Origin of the sequence: uncultured Gemmiger sp., assembly GCF_934561205.1 — a bacterium.
In the GTDB taxonomy this organism is placed as follows: domain Bacteria; phylum Bacillota; class Clostridia; order Oscillospirales; family Ruminococcaceae; genus Gemmiger.
In genome coordinates this window covers 219,999-243,660 of the sequence record NZ_CAKTFU010000001.1, presented here as the reverse complement: position 1 = coordinate 243,660, position 23,662 = coordinate 219,999, and the positions used below count along the sequence as shown (strand labels likewise).

The following is a 23,662-nucleotide window of genomic DNA, read 5'->3' as shown; positions in this document are numbered from 1 at the left end:
ATTCAGTTAGTGCGGCTCCATACGGGCCGCACATCTTTTACTATTACTTTGTTAGGAGAATCTGCTATGGCGAAAGAAGTCGTTGTTACCCGTGCGGGTTATGATAAACTGGTCAAGGAACTCGAAGATCTGCGCACCGTCAAACGTAAAGAGGTTGCCGATAAAATCAAGGTAGCCCGCGGCTACGGCGACTTGAGCGAAAACGCCGAGTACGACGCCGCCAAGGAGGAGCAGGCCTCCGTCGAGGCCCGCATTGCCGACCTGGAAGCCACCCTCAAGGTTGCCCGCATCATGGACGAGAGCGAGCTGAGCGCCGACACCATTTCCATCGGTATGCACGTCACCATCCAGGAGGAGGGCGAGGAGCCTGAAGAATACGACATCACCGGCTCTACCGAGGCCGACATGGACCTGAACCGCATCAGCGACGAAAGCCCCGTGGGCGGCGCGCTGGTCGGCCATAAGGCCGGCGACGAGGTCGATGTCACCCTGCCCAACGGCAGCATCATCACCTACAAGGTGCTGAGCGTTTCCCGTTCCAACTAATAAAACACGAAAGGACGATCAAAATGGAGCAGAATAAGCCCCAGACCGAGCAGGATATCAGCCAGCAGGCCGCCGTGCGCCGCCAGAAGCTCGCTGATTTGTGCGAAGCCGGTCAGAACCCCTTTGTCATCACCAAGTATCAGCAGGACGCCTACTCTGCCGACCTGAAACAGGAATTTGCCGACCTGCCCGCCGAGGCCGAAACCGGCAAGATCGTTTCTTTGGCGGGCCGTATGATGTCCAAGCGCATCATGGGCAAGGCCAGCTTTGCCCACCTGCGCGACCAGAAGGGCGATATCCAGATCTTCGTCAAGCGCGATCTGCTGGGCGAGGAAGCCTATGCCGCCTTCAAAAAGCTGGACATCGGTGATATCATCGGTGTCAAGGGCGAAGTGTTCCGCACCAAGATGGGCGAGATTTCGGTGCGCATCTGCGAGCTGACCCTGCTGTCCAAGAGCCTGCTGCCCCTGCCCGAAAAGTTCCACGGTCTGACCGACCGCGAGGCCCGCTACCGTCAGCGCTATGTTGACCTGATCGTCAACCCCGATGTGCGCCGCGCCTTTGAGGTGCGCAGCAAGTTCATCAAGCATCTGCGCAACTATCTGGACGAACGCGGCTATATGGAAGTCGAAACCCCCGTGCTGAACACCATCGCCGGCGGTGCCGCCGCCCGCCCGTTCATCACCCACCACAACACGCTGGACATTGATATGTACCTGCGCATCGCCACCGAGCTGCCGCTGAAGCGTCTGATCGTCGGCGGCATCGACCGCGTGTACGAGGTGGGGCGTATCTTCCGCAACGAGGGTATGGACCCCAAGCACAACCCCGAGTTCACCACCGTGGAGCTGTATCAGGCTTACGCCGACTTCCACGATATGATGGACATTGCCGAGGGCGTGCTGTCCAGCGCCGCCAAGGAGATTCTGGGCACTTATGAGATCGAGTGGCTGGGCAACAAGATCGACCTGACCCCCGGCTGGCGCCGTATGACGATGATCGAGGCTGTGCGCGAGTATGTGGGCATCGATTTTGACGTCATCACCGATGACGCCGAGGCCGTGGCAGCCGCCAACGCCAAGGGTGTTGAGCTGAACCCCGCCGCCGAGCCGACCTGGGGCAACGCCCTGTATGCCTGCTTTGACCAGAAGGTCGAGGAGCATCTGATCCAGCCCACCTTTATTACGATGTACCCCGTCGAGGTCAGCCCGCTGACCAAGCGCAGCCCCGAGGACCCGCGCCTGACCGAGCGCTTTGAGTTCTTTATCAACCACAGCGAGATGGGCAACGCCTACAGCGAGCTGAACGACCCGCTGGATCAGCGTGACCGCTTTGTCAAGCAGGCCGAGCAGCGCGACCGCGGCGACGACGAGGCCGAGATGATCGATGAGGATTTCCTCACCGCCATGGAGTACGGTATGCCCCCAACGGGCGGTATGGGCATCGGCATCGACCGCTGCGTTATGATGCTGACCAACTCCGATTCCATCCGTGACGTTATCCTGTTCCCCACAATGAAGACCGTGGGCGACACCAAGAAGTCCGAGCCGAAGCCCGCCGCCGAGCCTGCCGCCGTGGCAGCACCCGAAAAAATCGACTTTTCCAACGTGAAGATTGAGCCGATTTTTGAGGAAATGGTGGACTTTGAAACCTTCGCCAAGTCCGATTTCCGCGCCGTCAAGATTCTGGCGTGCGAGGCTGTGCCCAAGTCCAAGAAGCTGCTGAAGTTCACCTTGGACGACGGCGTGTGCAAGGACCGCGTGATTTTAAGCGGTATCCACGAGTATTACGAGCCGGAGCAGCTGGTCGGCAAGACCGCCATCGCCATCGTCAACCTGCCCCCGCGCAAGATGATGGGCATCGCCTCCGAGGGTATGCTGATTTCCGCTGTGCATGAGGAGGACGGTCACGAGGGCTTGAACCTGCTTATGGTGGACGACCGCATCCCCGCCGGTGCCAAGCTGTACTAAGGCAACACCGCATCGACAGTTTTCGCAAAGGACTTGACGCGTCCCCTCGTTTTGTACTATAATAAATCAGTCGGGCAACTGCCCGGCTGTAACGAGGTGTTGCGCAGTTGGTAGCGCGCGTGGTTTGGGACCACGAGGCCGCAGGTTCGAGTCCTGTCACCTCGATATAAGACCGCAGATACTCAGGTATCTGCGGCTTTTGTTTTTTGGCACAAAATTATGCCCGTCACCCTTTTGGGGGTGGCGGGCATAGTATGTTGCAGCAGTTCAATTATTCCAGGTTGCCGGTCAGCAGCATGACGGCGGTCAAGGCGGTCAGGGGTGCTGTCTCGCAGCGCAGGATACGCGGGCCAAGGCCCACGGTCACAGCACCCGCAGCCTTGGCGGCGGCAGCTTCTTCTGCGGAAAAGCCGCCCTCGCTGCCCGTGATGATGGCAATTTTTTTGGCGCAGCCGGGCTTCAGCACCTCGCGCAGCGGCACACCGCCGCCCTCATAGAAAAACAACACCAGATCGTAGTCTTTCATATGATCACAGACGGCATTGAAATCCGGCAGCGGCATACGCACGGCGGGCAGCATGGCGCGTCCCGCCTGCTTGGAGGCTTCGGCCGCGATGCGGTTGTAGCGCTCGCACTTGGCGTCCTCTTTTTTCGGCGCGGCAATGCAATAGCGGCTGAAAAACGGAACGACCTCGCTGATGCCCAGCTCGACGCAGTGGCGGATGACCTCCTCCAGCTTGCCCTGCTTGGGGTAGGCGGCAAACAGCGTGACCTGCACGTCCGGCTCTGCCTTGCTGGGGGCACCGTCGGTGACGGTGAACTCCACACGGTCGGAGGCGAGGCTTGTCACGGTGCCGATATATTCCAGACCGTCGGGGCCGCACAGCACGACTTCCTCGCCCAATTTGGCGCGCATAACGTCCGCCAGGTGGTGGGCGTCGCTGCCGGTCAGGACGGCGCGTCCGTCCGCTAATTCCTTGGTAAAATAGCGATGCGGCATAGCTTACGCCTCTTTCTTTTCGCAGATAATGCACACCCAGCCGCGCTTTTCCTTGACCTGCACAGGCTCCAGCCCGGCGGCGCGCAGCCCGGCCAGCACTTCTTCCTTGCGCTCGTCAATGATGCCGCTGGCGATAAAGCGGGCGCCGGGTGCCATCAGTACAGGCACATGCGGGGCCAGGGACAGGATGGCGGCAGCGACGATGTTGGCGGTGATGATGTTGTACTCGCCGCTTGCCTTGTCGGACAAATCGCCCACCAGCACGGTAAAGCGGTCGTTCACGCCGTTGCGCTCGGCGTTTTCGCCGGCGGTGCGCACGCACATCGGGTCAATGTCCACGCCTTCGGCAACCTTGGCACCCAGCTTCAGCGCAGCGATAGCCAAAATGCCGGAGCCTGTGCCGATATCCAGCACACGCTCACCGCCCTGCACCAGCTCGTCCAGCGTTTCCAGACACAGGCTGGTGGTTTCGTGGGTGCCGGTGCCGAACGCCATACCGGGGTCCATCACGATCTTGATGCGGTCGGTGTCGTGCTGCTCCCAGCCGGGCACAATGGCAAGGCGGCTGCCGATATCCATCGCGTGGTAGTACTTTTTCCAGGCGTTCTGCCAATCCTCCTGCTCGACACCGGCGGTATTCAGTTGGTAGTCGATGCCGCTGGCTTTCAGGCGCTCCTCAAACAGGGGCAGCACCTCGGCGGGGTTTTCATCGGGGGCCAGGTACATGTGTACAATGACCACGTCGCGCGGTTTGTCCAGCAGCTCCTGCTCGATCAGATCCACATGGGCGATCTCCCACGCCTGCTGCTCCAGGTCGCTGTAATCCTCAATATAAATGCCGCCGTTGGCGACCATGGTGGCAATGGCTTCCGCCGTGTCGGCGTCGCGCTTCGCCACGGTAATGCTGATATCTGTCCATTCCATAAGAAAGAACCTCCCCAAAATAGTACCTTTATTATACAGGAAACTTTTCGATTTTTCAATCAGAAAGGAGATTCTCTATGCAGATTGCGACGCTTACCTTGCCCGAACTTGGAAATTTGTACGATACGGCGCTGGTTCGTGATTTTCCGCCCGCCGAGCGCAAGCCCTTTGCGGCCATGGAAGCCCTGCTGCGCCGCGGCCTGTACGAGCCGCTTGTGTTTACCGATCCGGCAGGGGAACGGGTGGCCTATGCCTTGCAGGTCGCGGCCCCTGATGTGCCCTGCGGGCTGATCGACTATTTCGCCGTGCGGCCCGACTTGCGGGGCGGCGGCGTGGGAACCTGTGCGCTGCATGCACTGCGGCGGCATTATGCGGGCAGGCTGTCCGCTCTGCTGACCGAGTGCGAGCACCCTGCGGAAGCGCCCGACCCCGAAACGGCAAGGCGGCGCATCGGGTTTTATCTGCGCGCAGGGGCACAATGTGCCGCGATGGAAAGCCGCGTGGCGGGGGTGCGTTATATGGTGCTGGCGCTGCCCTGCCGAGGAGCACTGTCGGAGGCGGCTGCTGCCGATGCCCTGCGCCGCCTGTACACCGAGATGAGCCCGCAAAGTTATGGGCGCGGCAACGTAATATTTTACGGGAACTGAGGGCATACTACCCCCAAAAAGGGGGAATCATGCGTGAAACTGAACCCAAGGCAATATGCAGAAATGGTCAAGCGAACCTCGCCGCCGTCCGCAGTTTGGCAAGACTGTGCGTGGGCGTTCGGGGTAGGGGGCGGTATCTGTGCGCTGGGCGAAGCGCTGCGCCAACTGTTTTTGCTGTGGTATGATGCAACGCTGGCCGGAACGCTGACAAGCATCGGTTTGATTTTTCTCTCGGCGCTGGCAACCCTGCCCGGCTGGTACCAAAAGCTGGCGACGCACGCGGGCGCGGGCACGCTGGTGCCCATCACAGGGTTTGCCAACTCGGTGGTCAGCCCGGCCATCGAGTTTAAGGCCGAGGGCTGGGTCACCGGTGTGGGAGCCAGGATCTTCATCATTGCAGGGCCGGTCATTGCCTACGGGACGCTGTCATCCTTTGTGTGGGGCGTGCTGTACTGGCTGATCGGAAAGGTGGGGTGAACGATGCCTGCCAGAAAGAAAGATACGCTGTTTTTTGACCGCCCGCCGATCGTGGCCTCCTGGGCGGCTGCAGGGGGCAAAAAGGAAAGCGAAGGCCCGCTGGCCGCGCAGTTTGATTTTTTGACGCAGGATGCCGCCTTTGCCGCGCAGGGCTGTGCCGACTGGGAGCAGGCCGAAAGTCTGCTGCAGCAGCAAGCAGTCGGGCTTTGTCTGCGCAAAGCGGACGTTGCCCGCAAGGACGTGCAGCTGACCTTTGCCGGAGATTTGCAGGCGCAGTGTACCGCCAGCAACTACACGATGCGCACCCTCGGCACGCCGTTTGCAGGCGTGTACGGGGCGTGCTCCACCATGGCGGAAACCCTGGGGCTTGCCGCCTGCTTTGCCGCCTGCGGGCTGGCGCAGCAGGCACTGGCGTTTACAAGCAGCCATTTTTGTGCGGCGGAGCGTCAATTCCGGACGCCGCTGCCCTATGGCGCCAAGCGCACGCCCACGGCCCAGTGGACCGCGACCGCCGCAGGGGCCTGTCTGGTGCGCGGCGCGGGTGCGGCAGGAGTGCCGATTTTTTCCGTCACCTTCGGCCGCGTACAGGACTACGAGGTACGCGACATCAACAACATGGGCGCGGCCATGATGCCCGCCGCCGCAAGCACGTTGTTGCGGTATTTTGACGCCACGGGGGCGGCACCGCAGGACTTCGACGCGATTTTTACGGGCGACCTGGGGCAGGTAGGCAGCGACCTGCTGCATGAGCAGATGGATAAAGAGGGGCTGCCCCTGCCCAACCATCGCGACTGCGGCTGCCTACTATATAAGGTAGAGGAACAAAACGTACAGGCGGGCGGCAGCGGGGCCGGGTGCAGTGCCGCCGTGCTCTGCAGCCACATTCTGCCGGGGCTTAAAACGGGGCGGTACCGCCGTGTGCTGTTTGTGGCAACGGGGGCGCTGATGAGCCAGACCACCTTTTTGCAGGGGGAAAGCATCCCCGGCATTGCGCACTGCATTGAACTGGGAGGTGCGGTATGAACTACGTCTGGGCGTTTGTTGTGGGCGGTGCCATCTGTGTGGTGGGGCAGCTGCTTATGGACTACACCAAGTTGACCCCTGCGCGCATCCTGACAGGGTATGTGGTGGCGGGTGTGGTGCTGAGCGCGGTGGGCTGGTACGCGCCGCTTGTCGAACTGGCAGGGGCGGGGGCGAGCGTGCCCCTGCTGGGGTTTGGACATCTGCTGGCACAGGGCGTACAGACCGCTGTGGACGAGCTGGGGCTGCCGGGCGCGTTTACCGGCGGACTTACTGCGGCCTCCGGCGGCATAGCGGCCAGCCTGATCTTTGCCCTGGCGGCCGCAGCCGTGGGCAAAAGCAAGGATCAAAGCTGAAACAGGACTCGTATAGGTGCGCCCGCGCAGCGGGCGCTTTTTTACGGCATAAATTTGCAAAAATCTGCCGATATCCTTGCAAAATCTATTGACACGACCCCTTGGATGTGTTATTATGATAGCACCTCTTTTGCGGGTTTATTTTTTATGCCCTTTTTCCAGGGCGGCCCGCAAGCGCGAGGGAGGCTTATTAACCGATAATGGAGGTGCCGAAACATGACTGTCAAGATCACCCTGGCTTGCACCGAGTGCAAGCAGCGCAACTACAACAAGGAGAAGAACAAGAAGAATTCTCCCGATCGTCTTGAGATGAAGAAGTATTGCCGTTTCTGCAAGAAGCATACCCTTCACCGCGAAACCAAGTGAGGATAGGAGCTTAGAGATGGCAGACAAAAAAGCAGCTCCCGCTGCAGCCCAGACTCAAAGCAACAAAACCAAAAAAACTTCGTTCTTTGGTAAGGTCAAAAACTTTTTCAAGGGCATTGGCAAGTATTTCAAGGATACCAAAAGTGAACTGAAAAAAGTTGTATGGCCCAGCAAAAAGGATGTTAAGACCAACACCATCACCGTCATTCTCGTGGTGGCGGCCGCAGCCGTTGTGCTGATCGTGCTGGATCTTATCTTTGGCGGCGCCATTCACCTGATGATCGGCGCCTGAGCGCTTTGAGCGGAGGCAATGACCCTTATGGCAGAACAAGCAAACTGGTATGTCGTGCATACCTATTCCGGCTATGAGAACAAGGTCGCCCAGGACCTGATGACGATGGTGGAAAACCGCCGTATTCAGGACCTTATCTGCGACGTCAAGGTTCCCACGGAAACTGTTGTCGAAGAAGTCTTTGACAAGCGCGGCAACAAAACCGGCGAAAAAGAGGTGCAGCACAAGCTGTACCCCGGCTATGTGTTCGTTAAGATGGTGATGAACGACAACACCTGGTACATCGTGCGCAACACGCGCGGCTGCACCGGTTTTGTCGGCCCGGCCTCCAAGCCGGAGCCTCTGACCGAGGAGGAAGTCGCCAAGATGGGTGTCGAAAATGTCGTCACCGATCTGAGTGTCGAATACAAGGTCGGCGACACGGTCGAGATCACCGCAGGCCCGATGGAAGGTTCCGTCGGTACGGTCGAGGAGATCGACATCCCCGCGCGCAAGGTGCGCGTAAAGATCACGATGTTTGGCCGAGAGCTGCCCGCAGAACTCGAACTGCATCAGGTCAAGCTGTTCTAACACAGCAACGAATTTCCGGTAGAAACCGCGAACGGATATCCTTCCGGGGTACGGTTTTTATAGGGCGTGCGGAGGTCGCGCGCCCGTGGGAGGTCTGCACCGCAGGCCGCAACTCACCACAAAATTTGGAGGTGCAAATATTATGGCACAGAAAATCACTGGCTACATTAAGCTGCAAATCCCCGCCGGCAAGGCAACTCCGGCTCCCCCTGTTGGTCCCGCTCTGGGCCAGAAGGGCGTCAACATCATGGCTTTCACCAAGGAGTTCAACGAGCGTACTAAGGGCCAGATGGGCATGATCATCCCCGTCGTCATCACCGTTTACGCTGACCGTTCCTTCTCCTTCATCACCAAGACTCCTCCGGCGCCCGTTCTGATCAAGAAGGCTGCCGGCATCGACACTGCTTCCGGCGTGCCCAACAAGAACAAGGTTGGCTCCATCACGCTGGCTCAGGCCGAGGAGATCGCCAAGACCAAGATGCCCGACCTGAACGCTGCTTCTCTGGAAGCCGCTGTCAGCATGATCAAGGGCACCGCCCGCAGCATGGGCGTTACCGTTGAGGGCTGAATAGGAGGGGAATAAGCAATGAAACACGGCAAGAAATATATTGACGCTGTCAAGCTGATCGAGGCCAGCAAGACCTATGATCCGACCGAGGCCTTGGAGCTGTGCTGCAAGACCGCTACCGCTAAGTTCGACGAGACCGTTGAGCTGCACGTCCGCCTGGGCGTTGACAGCCGCCACGCTGACCAGCAGGTTCGCGGCGCTGTTGTTCTGCCCAACGGCACCGGCAAGAACGTCCGCGTTATCGCCATCGCTAAGGGCGACGCCGCCAAGGCCGCCGAGGCTGCCGGTGCGCAGGAGGTCGGTGATGACGATCTGATCGCCAAGATCGCCGGCGGTTACCTGGACTTCGACGTCCTGGTCACCACCCCTGACATGATGGGCAAGGTTGGCCGTCTGGGTAAGGTTCTGGGCCCCCGTGGCTTGATGCCCAACCCCAAGGCCGGCACTGTTACCCCTGATGTCGGCAAGGCTGTTACCGATGCCAAGGCCGGTAAGATCGAGTACCGTCTGGACAAGCAGAACATCATCCATGTGCCCATCGGCAAGGCCTCTTTCGGCGCCGAGAAGCTGATGGTCAACCTGGACACCGTTCTGGATGCCATCGCCAAGGCTAAGCCCGCCGCTGCCAAGGGCCAGTACTTCAAGAGCGCTACCATCGCCACCACCATGGGCCCCGGCGTTCGCGTTGCTACCAACAAGTACGGCGTATAATTTCAGGATTTTTCCTGAAAGTGCTTGACAAACGCACATTCTTGTGCTATACTAATTAAGCTGTTTTTAAGACAGCAGGTGCCGTAAGGCATAACGGGGAAAACCCACCTGCCGAGAAACGTGCGTTTGATTGCTATGCTTTCAAGCCCTTTTCCCGGCGACGGGAAAGGGGCTTTTTTCTGTAATATCACAAAAAAGCCGCTTACCGAAACCAATCTGTAAGTGGAACGAGGTGAAATTCAAATGCCCAGTGCAAAGATTCTGGAATCCAAGAAGGCTCTTGTTGCCGACCTGAACGCTAAGATCGAGGCCTCTCTGGCCGGTGTTGTCGTTGCTTACAACGGCATCAGCGTTTCTGATGACACCAAGCTGCGTAAGGAGCTGCGCGAGGCCGGCGTCCATTACATGGTAGTCAAGAACTCCATGCTGCGTCTGGCTGTTAAGGGCACCCAGTACGAGGGTCTGACCGAGTACTTCAAGGGTGACACCGCCATTGCTCTGTCCGCCGAGGATCCGGCTGCTGCTGCTCGCATCCTGTGCAAGTTTGCTGACGCCGACAAGTCCAAGCGCTTTGTTGTCAAGGGCGGCTTCTGCGACGGCGTCGTCATGGATGCTGCAGGTGTCAAGAGCCTGTCTACCATGCCCAACCGCGAAGGCCTGCTCTCCATGCTGGCCGGCAGCCTCAACGGTATCGTTGGTGGTCTGGCCGTTGCCCTGCAGGGTATCGTCGACAAGCAGGACGAAACCGCTGCCTAAGTTTTTTAGGTCACGCGGCATAAGCGCACAGGCGCAGCGCTTTTCAACAAACCGCGCCGCATAACAACATTAAAATTTATGGAGGTAACTACCATGGCTTCTGAGAAGATCACTGCCATTGTCGAGTCTGTCAAGACTATGACTGTTCTGGAGCTCAAAGAGCTCGTTGATACCATCTGCGAGGAATTCGGCGTTTCCGCCGTTGCCGCCGCTGCTCCCGCTGCTGCCGGTGCTGCTGCTCCCGCTGAGGAAGAGAAGACCGAGTTCGACGTCATCCTGGCTGACGTTGGCGCCAACAAGATGCAGGTCATCAAGACCGTTAAGGAGCTGACCGGCGCTTCCCTGATGGAGGCCAAGAAGCTCGTTGAGACCCCCAACGCCAAGCTGAAGGAGCAGGCTTCCAAGGCTGACGCTGAGGACATCAAGAAGAAGCTGGAAGAGCTGGGCGCCAAGATCGAGCTGAAGTAATTTTAGCTTATCAACGCTTTTTAACACCGTGTGGTTTAACACCGCACGGTGTTTTTTATTGCGCGATATGCACAAGTTTAACGGGTAAAATTTGTACAGAAAATCCTTTTTGTATCTGGTATAACCGGCGCAAGGCTTGTATAATAAAATTATCATAGTAGGGGACTGAACCCAAAAGGGAGGCATCTTTCTTTGGAAAACCAAAAGCCGAAAGGCAATGCCATGGAAAAGCTGGCGGCGCTTATCGTCGATAAACGCAATCTGTTTTTCTTATTGTACATATTTGCCTTGATTTTCAGCGCTGTTGCGACTGGCTGGGTCAAGGTGGAAAACGATATCACCACCTACCTGCCCGACTCCACCGAGACCCGTCAGGGCCTGACCGTGATGAACGACAACTTTATCACCTACGGCTCGGCGCGCGTCATGGTGTCCAACATCAGCTACGACACCGCGCTGGACCTGCAGGAGGTCATTGAGGACATTGACGGCGTGGATACCGTGGAATTTGATGCCACCAAGGATCACTACGCCGATGCATCGGCGCTCTACTCGGTCAGCTTTGACGCCGAGGAGGACGACGAGCGCGCCAAGACCGCCATGCAGGATATTCGCGACGCGCTGGCAGATTACGACACCTACGTTGACACGCAGGTGGGCGTGGATACCTCCGCCGACCTGCAGGCGGAGATGAGCGTCATCGTCGTCATTGCCGCCATCATCATTGTGGTCGTGCTGACGCTGACTTCCCGCTCCTACGCCGAGGTGCCGGTTCTGATTATGACCTTCGGCGCGGCTGCCCTTTTGAACATGGGCACAAACTTTTTGTGCGGCACCATCAGCTTTATCTCCAACTCGGTCACGGTGATTTTGCAGCTGGCACTGGCCATCGACTACGCCATTATTCTGTGCCACCGCTTCAGCGACGAGCACGAAACAATGGACACCCGCGAGGCTTGCATTGCCGCCTTGTCCAAGGCTATCCCGGAGATTTCCTCCTCCTCGCTGACGACCATCAGCGGTCTGGCCGCGCTGGGCTTTATGCACTTCGGCATCGGTCGTGACCTTGCCGTGGTGCTGATCAAGGCCATCTTGTTCAGTATGCTGGCCGTGTTCACCCTGATGCCGGGTCTGCTGGTGCTGTTCAGCCGTTTGATCGACAAGACCCGCCACAAAAACCTGATTCCCAAAATCACAGCCGTCGGCAAATTTGACGTAAAAACGCGGTATGTCGTGCCGCCTATCTTTGCGGTCATCGTCATTGCCGCCGCCGTCTTTGCCAACAAGTGCCCCTACTGCTACACCTATACCGATCTGGTCACCGCCAAGCAGAGCGAGAGCCAGATCGCCTACCAGAAAATCAAGGGCGAGTTCGGCACCTCCAACATGGTGGCCGTCATCGTGCCCTCCGGCAGCTATGAGAACGAGGGCAAAATTTTGCAGGAGCTGGAAAACTGCTCCGAGGTCAAGTCCACCATGGGCCTGGCCAACATTGAGGCCATGGACGGCTATATGCTGACCGACGCCGTGACCCCCCGCCAGCTGGCGGAGATGGCAGGTCTGGACTACGAGGTCGCCAAGACCCTGTATGGGGCTTACGCCATCAACCACGACCAGTACGGCGAGTTCATCAACGGTCTGGGTAACTACAAGGTGCCCATCTACGATATGTTCAAGTTTCTGGAGCAGGAAATGCACGACGGCAACGTAACCCTTAGCGGCGATGTGCAGGACACGCTGGACGACCTGTTTGCCCAGTTGGACAAGGCGCAGGTCCAGCTGCAGGCCGAAAAGTACAGCCGCTTGGTCGCTTACCTGAGCGTCCCCGAGGAAAGCGACGAAACCTTTGCCTTCCTGGACAAAATGCACGATATCGTGGCTAAATATTACCCTGAGGACGCCTATATTGTGGGCAACTCCACCAGCGCTATGGACCTGTCCAGCTCCTTTGGCGAGGACAACCTGCTCATCAGTGTGCTGAGCGCCCTGTTCGTCATTCTGGTTCTGCTGTTCACCTTTAAGTCCGCCGGTCTGCCCGTGCTGCTGATCTTTGTCATTCAGGGCAGTATCTGGATCAACTTCTCGGTGCCGTATCTGCAGGACTCTCCGCTGTACTTCCTGGGCTATCTGATCGTCAACTCCATTCAGATGGGCGCCAACATCGACTACGCCATCGTGATTTCCAGCCACTACACCGACCTGAAAAAGGTCATGCACCATAAGGACGCCATCGTCACCGCGCTGAACGAGTCCTTCCCGACGATTTTCACCTCCGGCTCCATTCTGGCGTCGGCGGGTGTGCTGATCAGCAAATTGACCACCAACCCCGTCATTGCCGCCATCGGTCAATGTCTGGGCCGTGGCACCATTGTTTCCATCATTCTGGTCCTGTTCGTGCTGCCGCAGATTTTGGTGCTGGGCGATGTCATCATCGAGCGCACCAGCTTTGAGATGAAGGGCATTGCCGGGGCGACCCGCAATGTCAGCGGTACGATGCACATCAACGGACGCGTGCGCGGCTACATCAACGGCGTGGTGGACGCCGACATCAAGGGTGTGCTGCACGGTCAGTTCAATGCGGCCATTTCCACGGGCACCGAGGTCGATGTGACGCAGCCCGACATGTACCTGACCGAGGGCAGCGTGACCGAGGCAGAATCCAACGAAACCAACGGCACCACCGAAGGAGGCGGCAAACAATGAAAAACGATCTGATGCGCCGCCTTGCGGCGGGCTTTACCGCACTGGCACTGTCGGTCGGCCTTGCACTGCCGGTTTTTGCCGATGATGCCGAGCCGTTGCCGGAGGAAAAGCCCACCGTGCATATCACGACGGTGGACGAGCTTTTGCAGCTTGCCAAGGATTGCAGCCTGGACACCTACAGCACCAACCGCACCGTCCTGCTGGAGACCGATCTGGATCTGGTAGGGCAGGGGTTTGCGGGTATCCCCATTTTCAACGGCACCTTTGACGGTCAGGGGCATACCATCAGCAACCTGAACCTGGTGCAGGACGGCTCGGTCGTGGGCTTCTTCCGCTATCTGGATTCCGATGCCGTTGTGCAGAACCTCAAGCTGGAGGGCCGCGCCATGCCCGAAGGCAGCCGCCGCAGCGTCGGCAGCGTCGTCGGCAGCAATGCCGGCACAGTGAAAAATTGCAGCTTTGTGGGTGTGTCCAGCGGTGTGTCCAAGGTGGGCGGCATCGCAGGCGAAAACCTGGCCGGCGGCACGGTCGAAAGCTGCTCGGTCACAGGCAGTGTGTACGGCGCGCACTTTGTGGGCGGCATTGTGGGCGACAACCACGGCGTTATCGCCAGCTGCGTCAACAAGGCCGGTGTCAACACCCAGGTCGAACAGAACGAGATCGACATTTCCTCCCTGACCATGAAGGATCTTATCGGCACAGAAAATGTCGCTGACATCACCGATATCGGCGGTGTGGCAGGCAGCAGTGCCGGTGTGGTCAAAAACTGCCAGAACCTGGGCACGGTGGGCTACCAGCACATGGGCTACAATGTGGGCGGCATCGTGGGCAGCCAGACCGGCTATGTCACGGCCTGCACCAACTACGGTACCGTATACGCCCGCAAGGAGGCCGGCGGCATTGTCGGCCAGATGGAGCCGAACAGTATTCTGGAATACGAAAAGGATACGCTGCAAATTCTGGGCGAGCAGCTGGACGAGCTGCAGACACTGGTGGATCACGCCTGTGACGATGCCAACGCAGCCGCCAGCGATGCCAGCGCCCAGCTGAACGTGCTGCAAAGCAACGTCACCAATGCCCGCACCGCACTGGAACGCCTGCTGCAGACCACGGCGGACAATGTGACCCTCGGCCAGACAGACACAACGGTGGATTTGAGCGAGCTGAAAAACAGCCTGAAGGGTGACTCTGACGCAGAACCGACCCCCACACCGACGCCAGAGCCTACGCCGCAGGCAACCGAGACCCCTGACGAGAACGTCCCGACGCCTACTCCGACACCTACCCCGACGCCGGAATCTGCCCCCGAATCTGCGGCAGCGTCAGCGCCGGAATCGACCTCTGAATCTGCGGCGGCGTCTGCGCCGCAATCTGCCTCGGAATCTGTGGTGGAACCCGCTTCGGAACCCACGCCGGAACCGACCCCCGAATCCGATACGGAAGCGCCCGCCGTCGAGTCTGCCGCCGAGAGCGGGGAGGATCGCGTCGTTCACGGTCAGCCCGACCCGCAGTCGGACGAGGCCACGCCGAGTGTCGGCATCGTAGACCCGGATTTTTCCACGTTGGGAGAATTGGGCGGCGACACCTCCGACTCGGACAGTGAGAACGCCACACCGAGCTTGGGCATCGTGGACCCCGATTTCTCCACGCTGGGCGACCAGAGCATCTGGAACGATTTGGGCAACGCCCTGCCGGACTCGATGCAGGTCACGGTGCCCACCGTTGAGGTGACCGACCGCGACGCCATCACTGCCAGCAAAAATGATTTAAGCGGCACCCTCAACTCGGTGGCCAACACCATCGCCGCGCTCAACAGCAGCGGCAGCAGCAACTCGCAGACGCTCATCAACGATGTGCGCGCCATCACCAAGCAGATGAACAAGATCGGCAACACACTGGCCGGGGCAGGGGACAACACCGCTGACCCCGATGACCTGTTCAGCGATGTGTCCGATACCGACACCGAGCAGGACACCACCGGCAAGGTCTCCTACTGCGTCAACCACGGCACGGTGGACGCCGACATCAACGCGGGCGGCATTACAGGTGCCATGGCACGCGAGAACGACCTGGACCCCGAGGACGATTTCCATACGGCGGGCAGCGATTCGATGAACTTTAAGCTGAAATCCCGTGTGGTCATTCGCGGCTGCGCCAACTACGGCGAAATCACCGGCAAAAAACAAGGCGTCGGCGGCATCGTCGGCAACATGGAAATGGGTTCCGTGCTGTCCAGCTGGAACTACGGCAATGTGACCGCAGCGGACGCCACCTGTGTGGGCGGCATTGCGGGAACCAGCAAGGCTACCATCCGCGAAAGCGGCGCCAAATGCCGCTTGGCCGGTGCCAAGCAGGTGGGCGGCATTGCGGGCAGCGGCTACGACATCGACACCTGCCGTGCCATGGTCGTTATAGATGCAGGTACCGAGCAGCTCGGCGCGATCGCCGGCACGGTGGACGACCCGCGCTCGGGCAATATCACAGGCAACACCTTTGTGGACGAGGGCGTGGCCGGTTTGGACGGCGTAAGCTATGCCGACATTGCCGCCCCGCTGCCCTTTGATGCGTTCGCTGCCCAGGAAAACCTGCCCGGCGCGTTTAAGAAAATCACCGTGCATTTCAATGCCAAGGGCAACTGCGTGGCGGAGTTCACGCTGGACTACGGCGGCAGCTTTTCTGCAGAGCAGTATCCGGAAGTTCCGCAGCAGGACGGCAGCTGGGGCACCTGGTCGGACGTGGATTTGACCAACCTGACCTTTGATGCCGTAGTAGAAGCCGAATACAGCGATAAGACGAGCGTTCTGCAAAGCGAGCAGCAGCGCGATGGCCGTGCCCTGCTGTTGGTGGAGGGCAGCTTTGACTCCAACGACAAGTTGACCCTGCAGCCCTGCGAGGAAAATCCGCAGCCCGGCACGCTGGAAAGCTGGCTACTGCCCGTGCAGGACGAGATAGCGCACACGGTGCGCTATCTGGCCCCGCACGACCCCGACACGCTGCAGCTGTGGCTGAAAACCGCCGACGGCTGGCAGGCATGGGACGCACAAACGGACGGCAGCTACCTGAAATTTACCGCACCCGCCGATGCCACAGCCTTTGCGGTGACGGAAAACCCCGTCAGCGGCAGCCGACTGCTCATCGCGGGCATCGGAGCCGCCGTGGCGGTCGTGCTGTTGCTGCTTTTGCGCAAACACTGTAAGCAGAAAAATAAAAAGAAGGCGTAAAAGCTCAGACTGTCGATAAACCTAACGGGATGATTGCAACCTTTCGTTTGGTTTGTAGGGAACGGTCTTGACCGTTCCGTGCCGCCGTGCCAAAAGTACGACGTAGCGAGAAAACCGCGCGCCTTCCGGCGCGATTTTATGCGCTGCGCGCGGCCAGATGTGCGGATGGGTCAAGGCCCATCCCTACAAATCTTCTGGTAACAGACTTTTTCTACAAGCTGAGCGTAAACGCTCTTATAGGGGCGAGCATCGCTCGCCCGTACCCGATTGCCTTGTAAGAAACCACCGCGGAAAACGCGATGCTGCGCCAAGTTGGCGGGCGACCGATGGTCGCCCCTACACATCCCATAGACCAAGAATGTGTTCTTTGACACGTCAAGCCCTCCCCCTACAGGGAGGGCTTTTGCGTTGCCGGTTTCGTTGCCGGTTTTCAAAAAACCTTTGCAATTTCCGGCGGCTATGGTATACTTATACTGTATTCGTATACGGCGGCGCCTTTTGCGTCCGCCGCCCATAGAGAGAGGTGTGCATGATGGAAGAATTGCTCCGTATTTTGGAAAGAAACGCCCGTATGCCGATTGAAGATATCGCCGCCATGATGGATAAGACCCCCACCGAGATCGCCGCTATGATGGATGACGCCGCCGCCAAGGGCTTTATCCGCGGCTTTGAAACGCTGGTCGACTGGGAACGCGCCGGCATCAATCAGGTCGAGGCTGTCATTGAGCTGCGTGTGACCCCCCATAAGGCCCGCGGTTTTGACGATATTGGCATGACCATCGCCCAGTTTGATGAGGTCGATACTGTGCTGCTGATGAGCGGCAGCTACGACTTGCAGGTCATCATCAAGGGCCATAGCTTTCAGGAAATCGCCATCTTTGTGGCCAAGCGCCTGTCCCCGCTGGACGACGTGATCTCCACAGCCACCAGCTTTGTACTGCGCCCCTACAAGCGCAGCGGCCGCCTGTACCTCGAAGAAGAACCCGATGAAAGAGAGTGTACCGTACTGTGATGAACTACGACGAATTGCTTTCACCGGCTGCCAAACAGATGCGTCCGTCGGGCATCCGCAAGTTCTTTGACCTGGCTGCCGATATGCCGCACTGCATCTCGCTGGGCGTGGGCGAGCCGGACTTCAAGACCCCGTGGAGCGTCCGCGACGCCGGTATCCGCAGCCTGGAACAGGGCCGTACCAAGTACACCGCCAACGCAGGGTTAAAAGAACTGCGCGCCGAGGTCTGCAACTACCTTGCCCGCCGCTTTGAGCTGCACTATGAACCGCAAAATGTGCTGGTCACGGTCGGCGGCAGCGAAGCCATCGACCTGGCTATCCGCGCGCTGGTCAAGCCGGGGGATGAGGTCATCATTCCCGAACCCTGCTTTGTCTGCTACGAACCGATCACCCAGCTGGTGGGCGGCGTGCCTGTGCACATTGCCACCCGCGCCGAGGATGAGTTCCGCCTGACGGCCGAGCAGCTCAAGGCAGCCATCACCCCGCGCACCAAGCTGCTGATTTTCCCTTACCCCAACAACCCCACAGGCGCTGTGATGAGCACTGCCGACATGGAATCCATCGCAGAGGTGCTGCGCGGCACCGATATTCTGGTGCTTTCGGACGAAATTTACTCCGAGCTGACCTACGGTCTCGACCGCCATGTGTCCTTTGCGTCGCTGCCCGACATGGCCGAGCGCACCATCGTGGTCAACGGTTTCTCCAAATCTTACGCCATGACAGGCTGGCGGCTGGGTTATGCGGCCGGGCCTGTGCCCATCATCAAGGTCATGACCAAGATCCACCAAAGCTGCATCATGTCCGCGCCGACCACCAGCCAGTTTGCGGCCATCACCGCGCTGCGCCAGTGCGACGACCAGATCGAGATGATGCGCGACGAATACAACCGCCGCCGCCGCTATGTGGTGAAATCGCTCAACGACATGGGGCTTACCTGCTTTGAGCCGCGCGGGGCATTTTATGTGTTTCCGTCCATCCAGATCAGCGGCCTGAGCAGCGAGGAATTCTGCGAGCGCCTGTTAAAGGAAAAAGAAGTTGCCATCATTCCCGGCTCTGCATTCGGTGCCTGCGGCGACGGCTACGCCCGCATCAGCTATGCGTACAGCGTGGACCACCTGCAAACTGCCATGCGCCGCATCCGCGCCTTTTTGCAGGAAAACGGCTGGCTGAAGGAGTAAACTATGCAAAAACGTTCCGTGACCGTGCTGGCCCCCGCCAAGCTGAATCTTTCGCTGGATGTGGTGGGCACCCTGCCCAACGGCTACCACGATTTGGACATGGTCATGCAGACCATTGACCTGTATGAAAAAATCACGCTGAGGACAAGCCGCGACCTGCGTCTGGCTCTGCCCGGCAGTTTTGTGCCTGCCAACGACAAAAACACTGCCGTCAAGGCCGCCCTTGCCTTTTTTGACTACACGGGGCTGCTGGCCGGTGTGGATATGAACGTTTATAAACGCGTGCCCGTGCGCGCCGGCATGGCGGGCGGCAGTGCCGACGCCGCCGGTGTGCTGGTGGGGCTGAACGAGCTGTACGGCGCCAGGCTGTCCATGAGCGAGCTGTGTGCCATCGGTGCGGGCATCGGGGCCGATGTGCCCTTTGCCCTGCTGGGCGGCACCTGCCGCGTGCGCGGTGTGGGCGATTTGATGAAAGCCCTGCCGCCCTGCCCGGACTGCCGCTTTGTGGTGGTCATGCCCAGCGTGGGCGTCTCGACCCCCGAAGCCTTCGCCCGCTATGATACCATGGGCAGCCCTGTGCACCCCGACTGCGAAGCGCAGGAACAGGCGATCCGTAAAAACGATCTGGCTGCCGTCTGCGCCGCCGCAGGCAACGCCCTGGAGCACTGCTCCGGTGCGGTGGAAACGCCTGCCATCTGCGAGATTCTGCGCGCCAACGGTGCCATTACCGCCCAGATGACCGGCAGCGGTGCCGCCGTGTTCGGCATTTTTGCCGACGATGCGCAGGCGCGGGCCGCTGCCGCCGTGCTGCGCAAAAGCTACAGGCAGGTCTATGTCTGCCGCCCCACCACGGGCGGCCCGCGCGTGACCGCCGTGCGCACTTTGGGTTAAAAATTTGTATACATCGCCCACCCTTATCCCATACTGTTTGTAGTCAAGGGAGGGTTGGCGATGTTTTTTACTGTACAGCGCAAAAGAGTGGCAAACCGGATTCTGGCGGCGGCCTTTGTACTTACCGTTTTGGCGGCCCTTGGGCATGCATTTGCGGCGCAGCAGGTCTGCCGCGATACCGTGCGGCTGCATATTTTGGCCAACAGCGATACCTTGCCCGACCAGCTGCTGAAATTGCAGGTGCGGGACGCCGTTCTGGACGCCCTGCCCGCTGCGCTGGCCGCAGCCCCCGACGCGCAAGCCGCCGCCGACATACTGCAAGCCAATCTGCCCCGGCTGCAAAGCGCCGCGCAAGCCGCCCTGCGCAAAGCCCACAGCGGGCAAACCGTGCAGCTGCAGTTGGAACACTGCCATTTTGACGCCAGGGACTACGGCACCTTTGCCCTGCCTGCAGGGCAGTATACCGCCCTGCGTGTGGAGCTGGGCCGGGCAGACGGGCACAACTGGTTCTGCGTGGTGTACCCGGCGCTGTGTGTGGCAGGGGCAACACCGCACTATGCCACAGGCGCGCAAAACGCGCTGGTGTTTGGCCGCTATCAGGTGCGGCTGGCCGCGTGGGACGCCTTACAAAAGGCGCTGCACCGTTAAATATAAAGGAACAGGTACACACTATGCTCACCTTATTGCTTGGCACCTCCGGCAGCGGTAAATCCTACCGTATGCTGGCAGAGCTGCGCGCCCGCGCCGAGCGCGGCGAACACAGCCTGCTGATCGTGCCGGAACAGTTCACCTCCTCCACCGAGGGGCTTTTGTACCGTACACTGGGGGACAGCCTGTCCGCCTATGTGGAAAGCTACTCCTTTACCTCGCTGGCGGAAACGATTTTGCGCCGCTACGGCGGTGCCGCCGTGCAGACACTGGACGAAGCCGGGCGTGCCCTGCTGGTGCGCCGCGCCGTGGACAGCCTGCTGGACAAGGTGGTGTATTACAGCCGCCAGCGCAAATCCGCCGCCTTCTGCGAGAAGGCGGCGCAGACCATCGGTGAGATGAAAAGCGCCGGCATCACCCCCGATGCACTGGCTGCCTACGCCGCCGTGCCGGGCATGGACCAAGAGAAAATCGACGAACTGGCGCTTATTTATGGTGCGTATGAATCGCTTTTGGGGCAGAGCGTCATGGATCCCACCGACCGCCAGCAGCTGGCGGCGGAGCGTTTGCAGCCGGACTTTTTTGCCGGGCGCGCCGTGTTTGTCGATGAGTTTGATACCTTCAACGCCCCCAAACGCGCCCTGCTGGCGGCCATGCTGCCGACGGCGGATGTGACCGTCTGCCTTTGCTGCGACGGGGAAACCGACCCCGACCACGGTCTGGGGCTATTCAGCGGTGCCAAAAAGGTGGCGGCCACCCTGCGCCGCATGGCCGCTGACGCAGGGGTGGACGTACACACCGAGATCCTGCGCGACGATCTGCGCCATGCCGATGCCCCCGCCCTGGCCGAACTGAACCTGCTGCTGGCCGATCCCACCTACACCCCCGAACCCCTGCCCGCCGATGCCCCCGCGCAGATCACCTACTGCGCCGCGCCCACCCGCCAGGCCGAGGCCAAGGCCGTGGCGGCCGAGATTGCCGCCCGCGCACGGCAGGGCACACCCTACCACCGCATGGCCGTTATCTGCCGCGACACCACACGGTATCTGGCGGCGCTGCGGTACGAATTTCGGCTGCAAAATATCCCGCTCTTCTGTGACGACGCCACCACCCCCGAAAACACCGCCCCCGCACAGGCCGTGTTTGCCGCGCTGGACATTTTGCGCATGGGCCTTGGCAGCCGCACGGTACAGCGCCTGATAAAAACAGGGCTGGTGCACCTGCCGGAGCGGGTGCTCTGCGCGCTGGAAAACTACACCTATACCTGGGGACTTTCCGCCGAGGACTGGCGCCGCCCCTTCACCCGCAGCGCCGCGGGCTATGACGGCATGGAGACCGAGCAGGAGCAGCAGGTTTTGGCCGACGCCGAAACCGCCCGCGCCGCCATTGTCCCCACGGCACAGGAATTTGCCGCCAAGGCAAAAGGAGCCTCCGCCGCCGAGCTGACCAAACAGATTTTTATATTTCTGCAGGCACTGGGGGCCGAGGACTCTCTGAACGAGCTGGCAGCAGACCTGCGCGCCGCCGGACGCCTGCCGGAAGCCGACGAGGCCCTGCGTGAATGGAACGTTGTGATGCGGCTGCTCAACCAGCTGGCGCTGCTTCTGGGGGACGAGGTCTTTGCCCCCGCCGATTACGCCGAGCTGTTCACCCTGCTGCTGCGCACCACCGACATGGGTCATATCCCGCAAAGCCTGGACAGCGTCATTGTGACCTCTGCGGGGCGTATGCGCCTGCCGGAAACCGACGCCGTGTTTGTTGTGGGCCTTACCGAAGGAGAGTTCCCTCAGACGCCCGGCGACCGCGGCCTTTTGAACCACGCCGATCGCGATATCATGATGCGCGAGGGCGCCGACCTGCCCGACTGCTTTGAAAACAAACTGCTTCGTGAGGGCATCTGCTTTTACAAAGCGCTGACCGTGGCGCGCCGCTACCTGTGGCTGAGCTGGCCCGCCGCCGCCCACGGGCAAGACACCGCCCCCGCCAGCGCCGCACTTTTGCCTGTACTTACGCTTTTGCAGGTGCCGCCCTACACGCCCTCGGCTGCGGACATGGCAGCGGCACCCACCGCCGCGCTGGATCTGTACAGCAGCCTGTGCCAACAGCCTGAGCAGGGAGGTGTGTGCGCCGCTATCCTGCAGGTGCTGAAAGAGACCCCCGCCGCTACCCACGGCTTTGACGCCGTGCACCGCGCCATCGGGGCCGGCGGCTTTACGGTGGTGGACACCGCCGCGCTGGAAACCGTGCTGGGCAAAAGCCTGCGGGTCAGCCCCACCAAATTTGAGCGGTACCAGCTTTGCCCCTTCAGCTATTTTATGCAGTATGTGTTGGGCGCTGCACCGCGCAAAAAAGCAGAACTTGCCCCCAACATCAGCGGTACGCTGACCCACTGGGTGCTGGAAAACGCCCTGCGCCGCCAAGGCGAGGGCTTTACCGAACTTTCTGCCGAGGAATTGGAAACCCTGGTGGACGCACTGGTGCAGGAATATATCGACGCCAACCTACCGGGTATGACGGTGCGTATGCAGTATCTGGTGCAGCGCATCCGGCGCAATCTGGTGGGGCTGCTGGGCTTTTTGCAGCGGGATTTCCGCCAGTCCGGCTTTAAGCCTGTGGCGTTTGAGCTGCGCATCAACGACCGCGATGACGGCACCCCCACCGTGCCGCCTGTGGAGCTGGAAGCCATGGGTGGGCATACTGTGCGCGTGGTAGGCACTGTGGACCGCGTGGACGCCATGCAGCTGGGGGAAACGACCTACCTGCGCGTGGTGGACTACAAGACCGGCGGCAAGAATTTTGCCTTAAAAGAGGTCTACTGCGGCCTGGACTGCCAGATGCTGATCTATCTTTTTACGCTGGAACGCAACGCAGGCAATTTGTTCCCGAACGCACAGGCGGCGGGCATCGAATACCTGCTGGCCGACCCCGCACAGGAAAGCATTACCCGCACCGAGGCGGACGAGCAGGACGGCAGCCTGCTGCCCACCTACCCGATGAACGGGCTTTTGCTGGATAACGAGAGCGTCTACCGCGCCATGGACACCCGCGCCACCGGCGAGTTTGCGCCCATCAACTTCAGCGCCAAGACCGGTAAGCCCCTGAACGCCAAAAATTCGCTGGCCGACCGCGACAAGCTGGACAAGATCCGCGCGCATCTCGACACGCTGCTGACCGCCATGGCGGACGATCTGTACGGCGGCAAGGTGGACGCCCTGCCGCTGGGCGGCGCAAAATCGCCCTGCCAGTACTGTGATTTCCGCGCTGTCTGCGGCCACACCGACGGCCAAAACGAGCGCGAGCCAAAAATCCCGCAAGATTTGTTTGAATAAGAGGTATTT

General features: G+C 60.0%; 22 protein-coding genes, 1 tRNA gene and 1 other annotated feature. Of the genes, 21 read left to right on the top strand and 2 right to left on the bottom strand.

The window, feature by feature from the left end; genetic code table 11:
* Positions 1 to 66: 66 nt before the first annotated feature.
* The 3 genes from greA (at position 67) to Q0I19_RS01185 (ending at position 2,681) form a co-directional block, all read left to right on the top strand.
* Positions 67 to 546 (top strand): transcription elongation factor GreA, encoded by a 480-nt coding sequence (gene greA / locus Q0I19_RS01195; RefSeq protein ID WP_294759562.1) that lies wholly within the window; start codon positions 67 to 69, stop codon positions 544 to 546.
* A 23-nt stretch (positions 547 to 569) separates the two neighbouring features.
* Positions 570 to 2,516 (top strand): lysine--tRNA ligase, encoded by a 1,947-nt coding sequence (lysS, locus tag Q0I19_RS01190; protein WP_294759560.1) that lies wholly within the window; start codon positions 570 to 572, stop codon positions 2,514 to 2,516.
* A gap of 92 nt (positions 2,517 to 2,608) precedes the next feature.
* A tRNA-Pro gene (locus Q0I19_RS01185) sits at positions 2,609 to 2,681 on the top strand.
* A gap of 106 nt (positions 2,682 to 2,787) precedes the next feature.
* Here Q0I19_RS01185 and Q0I19_RS01180 read toward each other — a convergent pair.
* The gene (locus Q0I19_RS01180) at positions 2,788 to 3,516 is read right to left on the bottom strand and encodes an RsmE family RNA methyltransferase (protein ID WP_294759559.1); all 729 of its coding nucleotides are present in this window, start codon (positions 3,514 to 3,516) and stop codon (positions 2,788 to 2,790) included.
* Positions 3,517 to 3,519: 3 nt separating this feature from the next.
* A complete protein-coding gene (gene prmA, locus Q0I19_RS01175; protein ID WP_294759558.1) occupies positions 3,520 to 4,440 on the bottom strand; it encodes a 50S ribosomal protein L11 methyltransferase in 921 nt (306 codons plus the stop codon).
* A 77-nt stretch (positions 4,441 to 4,517) separates the two neighbouring features.
* Here prmA and Q0I19_RS01170 point away from each other — a divergent pair, with 77 nt between their 5' ends.
* The 18 genes from Q0I19_RS01170 (at position 4,518) to Q0I19_RS01085 (ending at position 23,653) form a co-directional block, all read left to right on the top strand.
* Positions 4,518 to 5,087 (top strand): GNAT family N-acetyltransferase, encoded by a 570-nt coding sequence (locus tag Q0I19_RS01170; RefSeq protein WP_294759556.1) that lies wholly within the window; start codon positions 4,518 to 4,520, stop codon positions 5,085 to 5,087.
* Between the two features lie 33 nt (positions 5,088 to 5,120).
* Complete coding sequence (locus Q0I19_RS01165) at positions 5,121 to 5,564, top strand: SpoVA/SpoVAEb family sporulation membrane protein (RefSeq protein WP_294759555.1); 444 nt, start codon at positions 5,121 to 5,123, stop codon at positions 5,562 to 5,564.
* Positions 5,565 to 5,567: 3 nt separating this feature from the next.
* The gene (locus Q0I19_RS01160; RefSeq protein WP_294759554.1) at positions 5,568 to 6,587 is read left to right on the top strand and encodes a stage V sporulation protein AD; all 1,020 of its coding nucleotides are present in this window, start codon (positions 5,568 to 5,570) and stop codon (positions 6,585 to 6,587) included.
* The gene (locus Q0I19_RS01155; protein WP_294759552.1) at positions 6,584 to 6,940 is read left to right on the top strand and encodes a SpoVA/SpoVAEb family sporulation membrane protein; all 357 of its coding nucleotides are present in this window, start codon (positions 6,584 to 6,586) and stop codon (positions 6,938 to 6,940) included. The genes Q0I19_RS01160 and Q0I19_RS01155 overlap by 4 nt, the downstream gene beginning before the upstream one ends.
* Positions 6,941 to 7,156: 216 nt before the next feature.
* Complete coding sequence (rpmG, locus tag Q0I19_RS01150) at positions 7,157 to 7,306, top strand: 50S ribosomal protein L33 (protein WP_007046681.1); 150 nt, start codon at positions 7,157 to 7,159, stop codon at positions 7,304 to 7,306.
* 16 nt (positions 7,307 to 7,322) lie between these two features.
* Positions 7,323 to 7,598, top strand: a complete 276-nt coding sequence (gene secE, locus Q0I19_RS01145; RefSeq protein WP_294759551.1) for a preprotein translocase subunit SecE — start codon at positions 7,323 to 7,325, stop codon at positions 7,596 to 7,598.
* 27 nt (positions 7,599 to 7,625) lie between these two features.
* Positions 7,626 to 8,168 carry a transcription termination/antitermination protein NusG gene (gene nusG / locus Q0I19_RS01140; RefSeq protein WP_294759549.1) on the top strand — a complete coding sequence of 181 codons (543 nt, stop codon included), beginning with the start codon at positions 7,626 to 7,628 and terminating at the stop codon, positions 8,166 to 8,168.
* Positions 8,169 to 8,310: 142 nt separating this feature from the next.
* Positions 8,311 to 8,736, top strand: a complete 426-nt coding sequence (gene rplK / locus Q0I19_RS01135) for a 50S ribosomal protein L11 (protein ID WP_294759547.1) — start codon at positions 8,311 to 8,313, stop codon at positions 8,734 to 8,736.
* Positions 8,737 to 8,754: 18 nt separating this feature from the next.
* Positions 8,755 to 9,447, top strand: coding sequence for a 50S ribosomal protein L1 (gene rplA, locus Q0I19_RS01130; RefSeq protein WP_294759545.1), 693 nt, complete (start codon positions 8,755 to 8,757; stop codon positions 9,445 to 9,447).
* Between the two features lie 47 nt (positions 9,448 to 9,494).
* Positions 9,495 to 9,634 (top strand) — a sequence feature (ribosomal protein L10 leader region).
* Between the two features lie 56 nt (positions 9,635 to 9,690).
* Positions 9,691 to 10,203 carry a 50S ribosomal protein L10 gene (gene rplJ, locus Q0I19_RS01125; protein ID WP_294759543.1) on the top strand — a complete coding sequence of 171 codons (513 nt, stop codon included), beginning with the start codon at positions 9,691 to 9,693 and terminating at the stop codon, positions 10,201 to 10,203.
* 93 nt (positions 10,204 to 10,296) lie between these two features.
* A complete protein-coding gene (gene rplL / locus Q0I19_RS01120) occupies positions 10,297 to 10,671 on the top strand; it encodes a 50S ribosomal protein L7/L12 (RefSeq protein WP_294759541.1) in 375 nt (124 codons plus the stop codon).
* Between the two features lie 192 nt (positions 10,672 to 10,863).
* The gene (locus tag Q0I19_RS01115) at positions 10,864 to 13,374 is read left to right on the top strand and encodes an MMPL family transporter (RefSeq protein WP_294759539.1); all 2,511 of its coding nucleotides are present in this window, start codon (positions 10,864 to 10,866) and stop codon (positions 13,372 to 13,374) included.
* Positions 13,371 to 16,595 (top strand): hypothetical protein, encoded by a 3,225-nt coding sequence (locus Q0I19_RS01110; protein ID WP_294759537.1) that lies wholly within the window; start codon positions 13,371 to 13,373, stop codon positions 16,593 to 16,595. The genes Q0I19_RS01115 and Q0I19_RS01110 overlap by 4 nt, the downstream gene beginning before the upstream one ends.
* 571 nt (positions 16,596 to 17,166) lie before the next feature.
* Positions 17,167 to 17,607 (top strand): Lrp/AsnC family transcriptional regulator, encoded by a 441-nt coding sequence (locus Q0I19_RS01105; RefSeq protein ID WP_294759535.1) that lies wholly within the window; start codon positions 17,167 to 17,169, stop codon positions 17,605 to 17,607.
* Positions 17,607 to 18,785 carry an aminotransferase class I/II-fold pyridoxal phosphate-dependent enzyme gene (locus tag Q0I19_RS01100; RefSeq protein WP_294759622.1) on the top strand — a complete coding sequence of 393 codons (1,179 nt, stop codon included), beginning with the start codon at positions 17,607 to 17,609 and terminating at the stop codon, positions 18,783 to 18,785. The genes Q0I19_RS01105 and Q0I19_RS01100 overlap by 1 nt, the downstream gene beginning before the upstream one ends.
* A 3-nt stretch (positions 18,786 to 18,788) precedes the next feature.
* Complete coding sequence (gene ispE, locus Q0I19_RS01095) at positions 18,789 to 19,676, top strand: 4-(cytidine 5'-diphospho)-2-C-methyl-D-erythritol kinase (protein WP_294759534.1); 888 nt, start codon at positions 18,789 to 18,791, stop codon at positions 19,674 to 19,676.
* A 60-nt stretch (positions 19,677 to 19,736) separates the two neighbouring features.
* Positions 19,737 to 20,324: a stage II sporulation protein R gene (locus Q0I19_RS01090; protein WP_294759532.1), complete on the top strand. Its 588-nt coding sequence runs from the start codon at positions 19,737 to 19,739 to the stop codon at positions 20,322 to 20,324.
* A gap of 23 nt (positions 20,325 to 20,347) precedes the next feature.
* A complete protein-coding gene (locus tag Q0I19_RS01085; RefSeq protein WP_294759530.1) occupies positions 20,348 to 23,653 on the top strand; it encodes a PD-(D/E)XK nuclease family protein in 3,306 nt (1,101 codons plus the stop codon).
* The last annotated feature ends 9 nt before the right edge of the window (positions 23,654 to 23,662 follow it).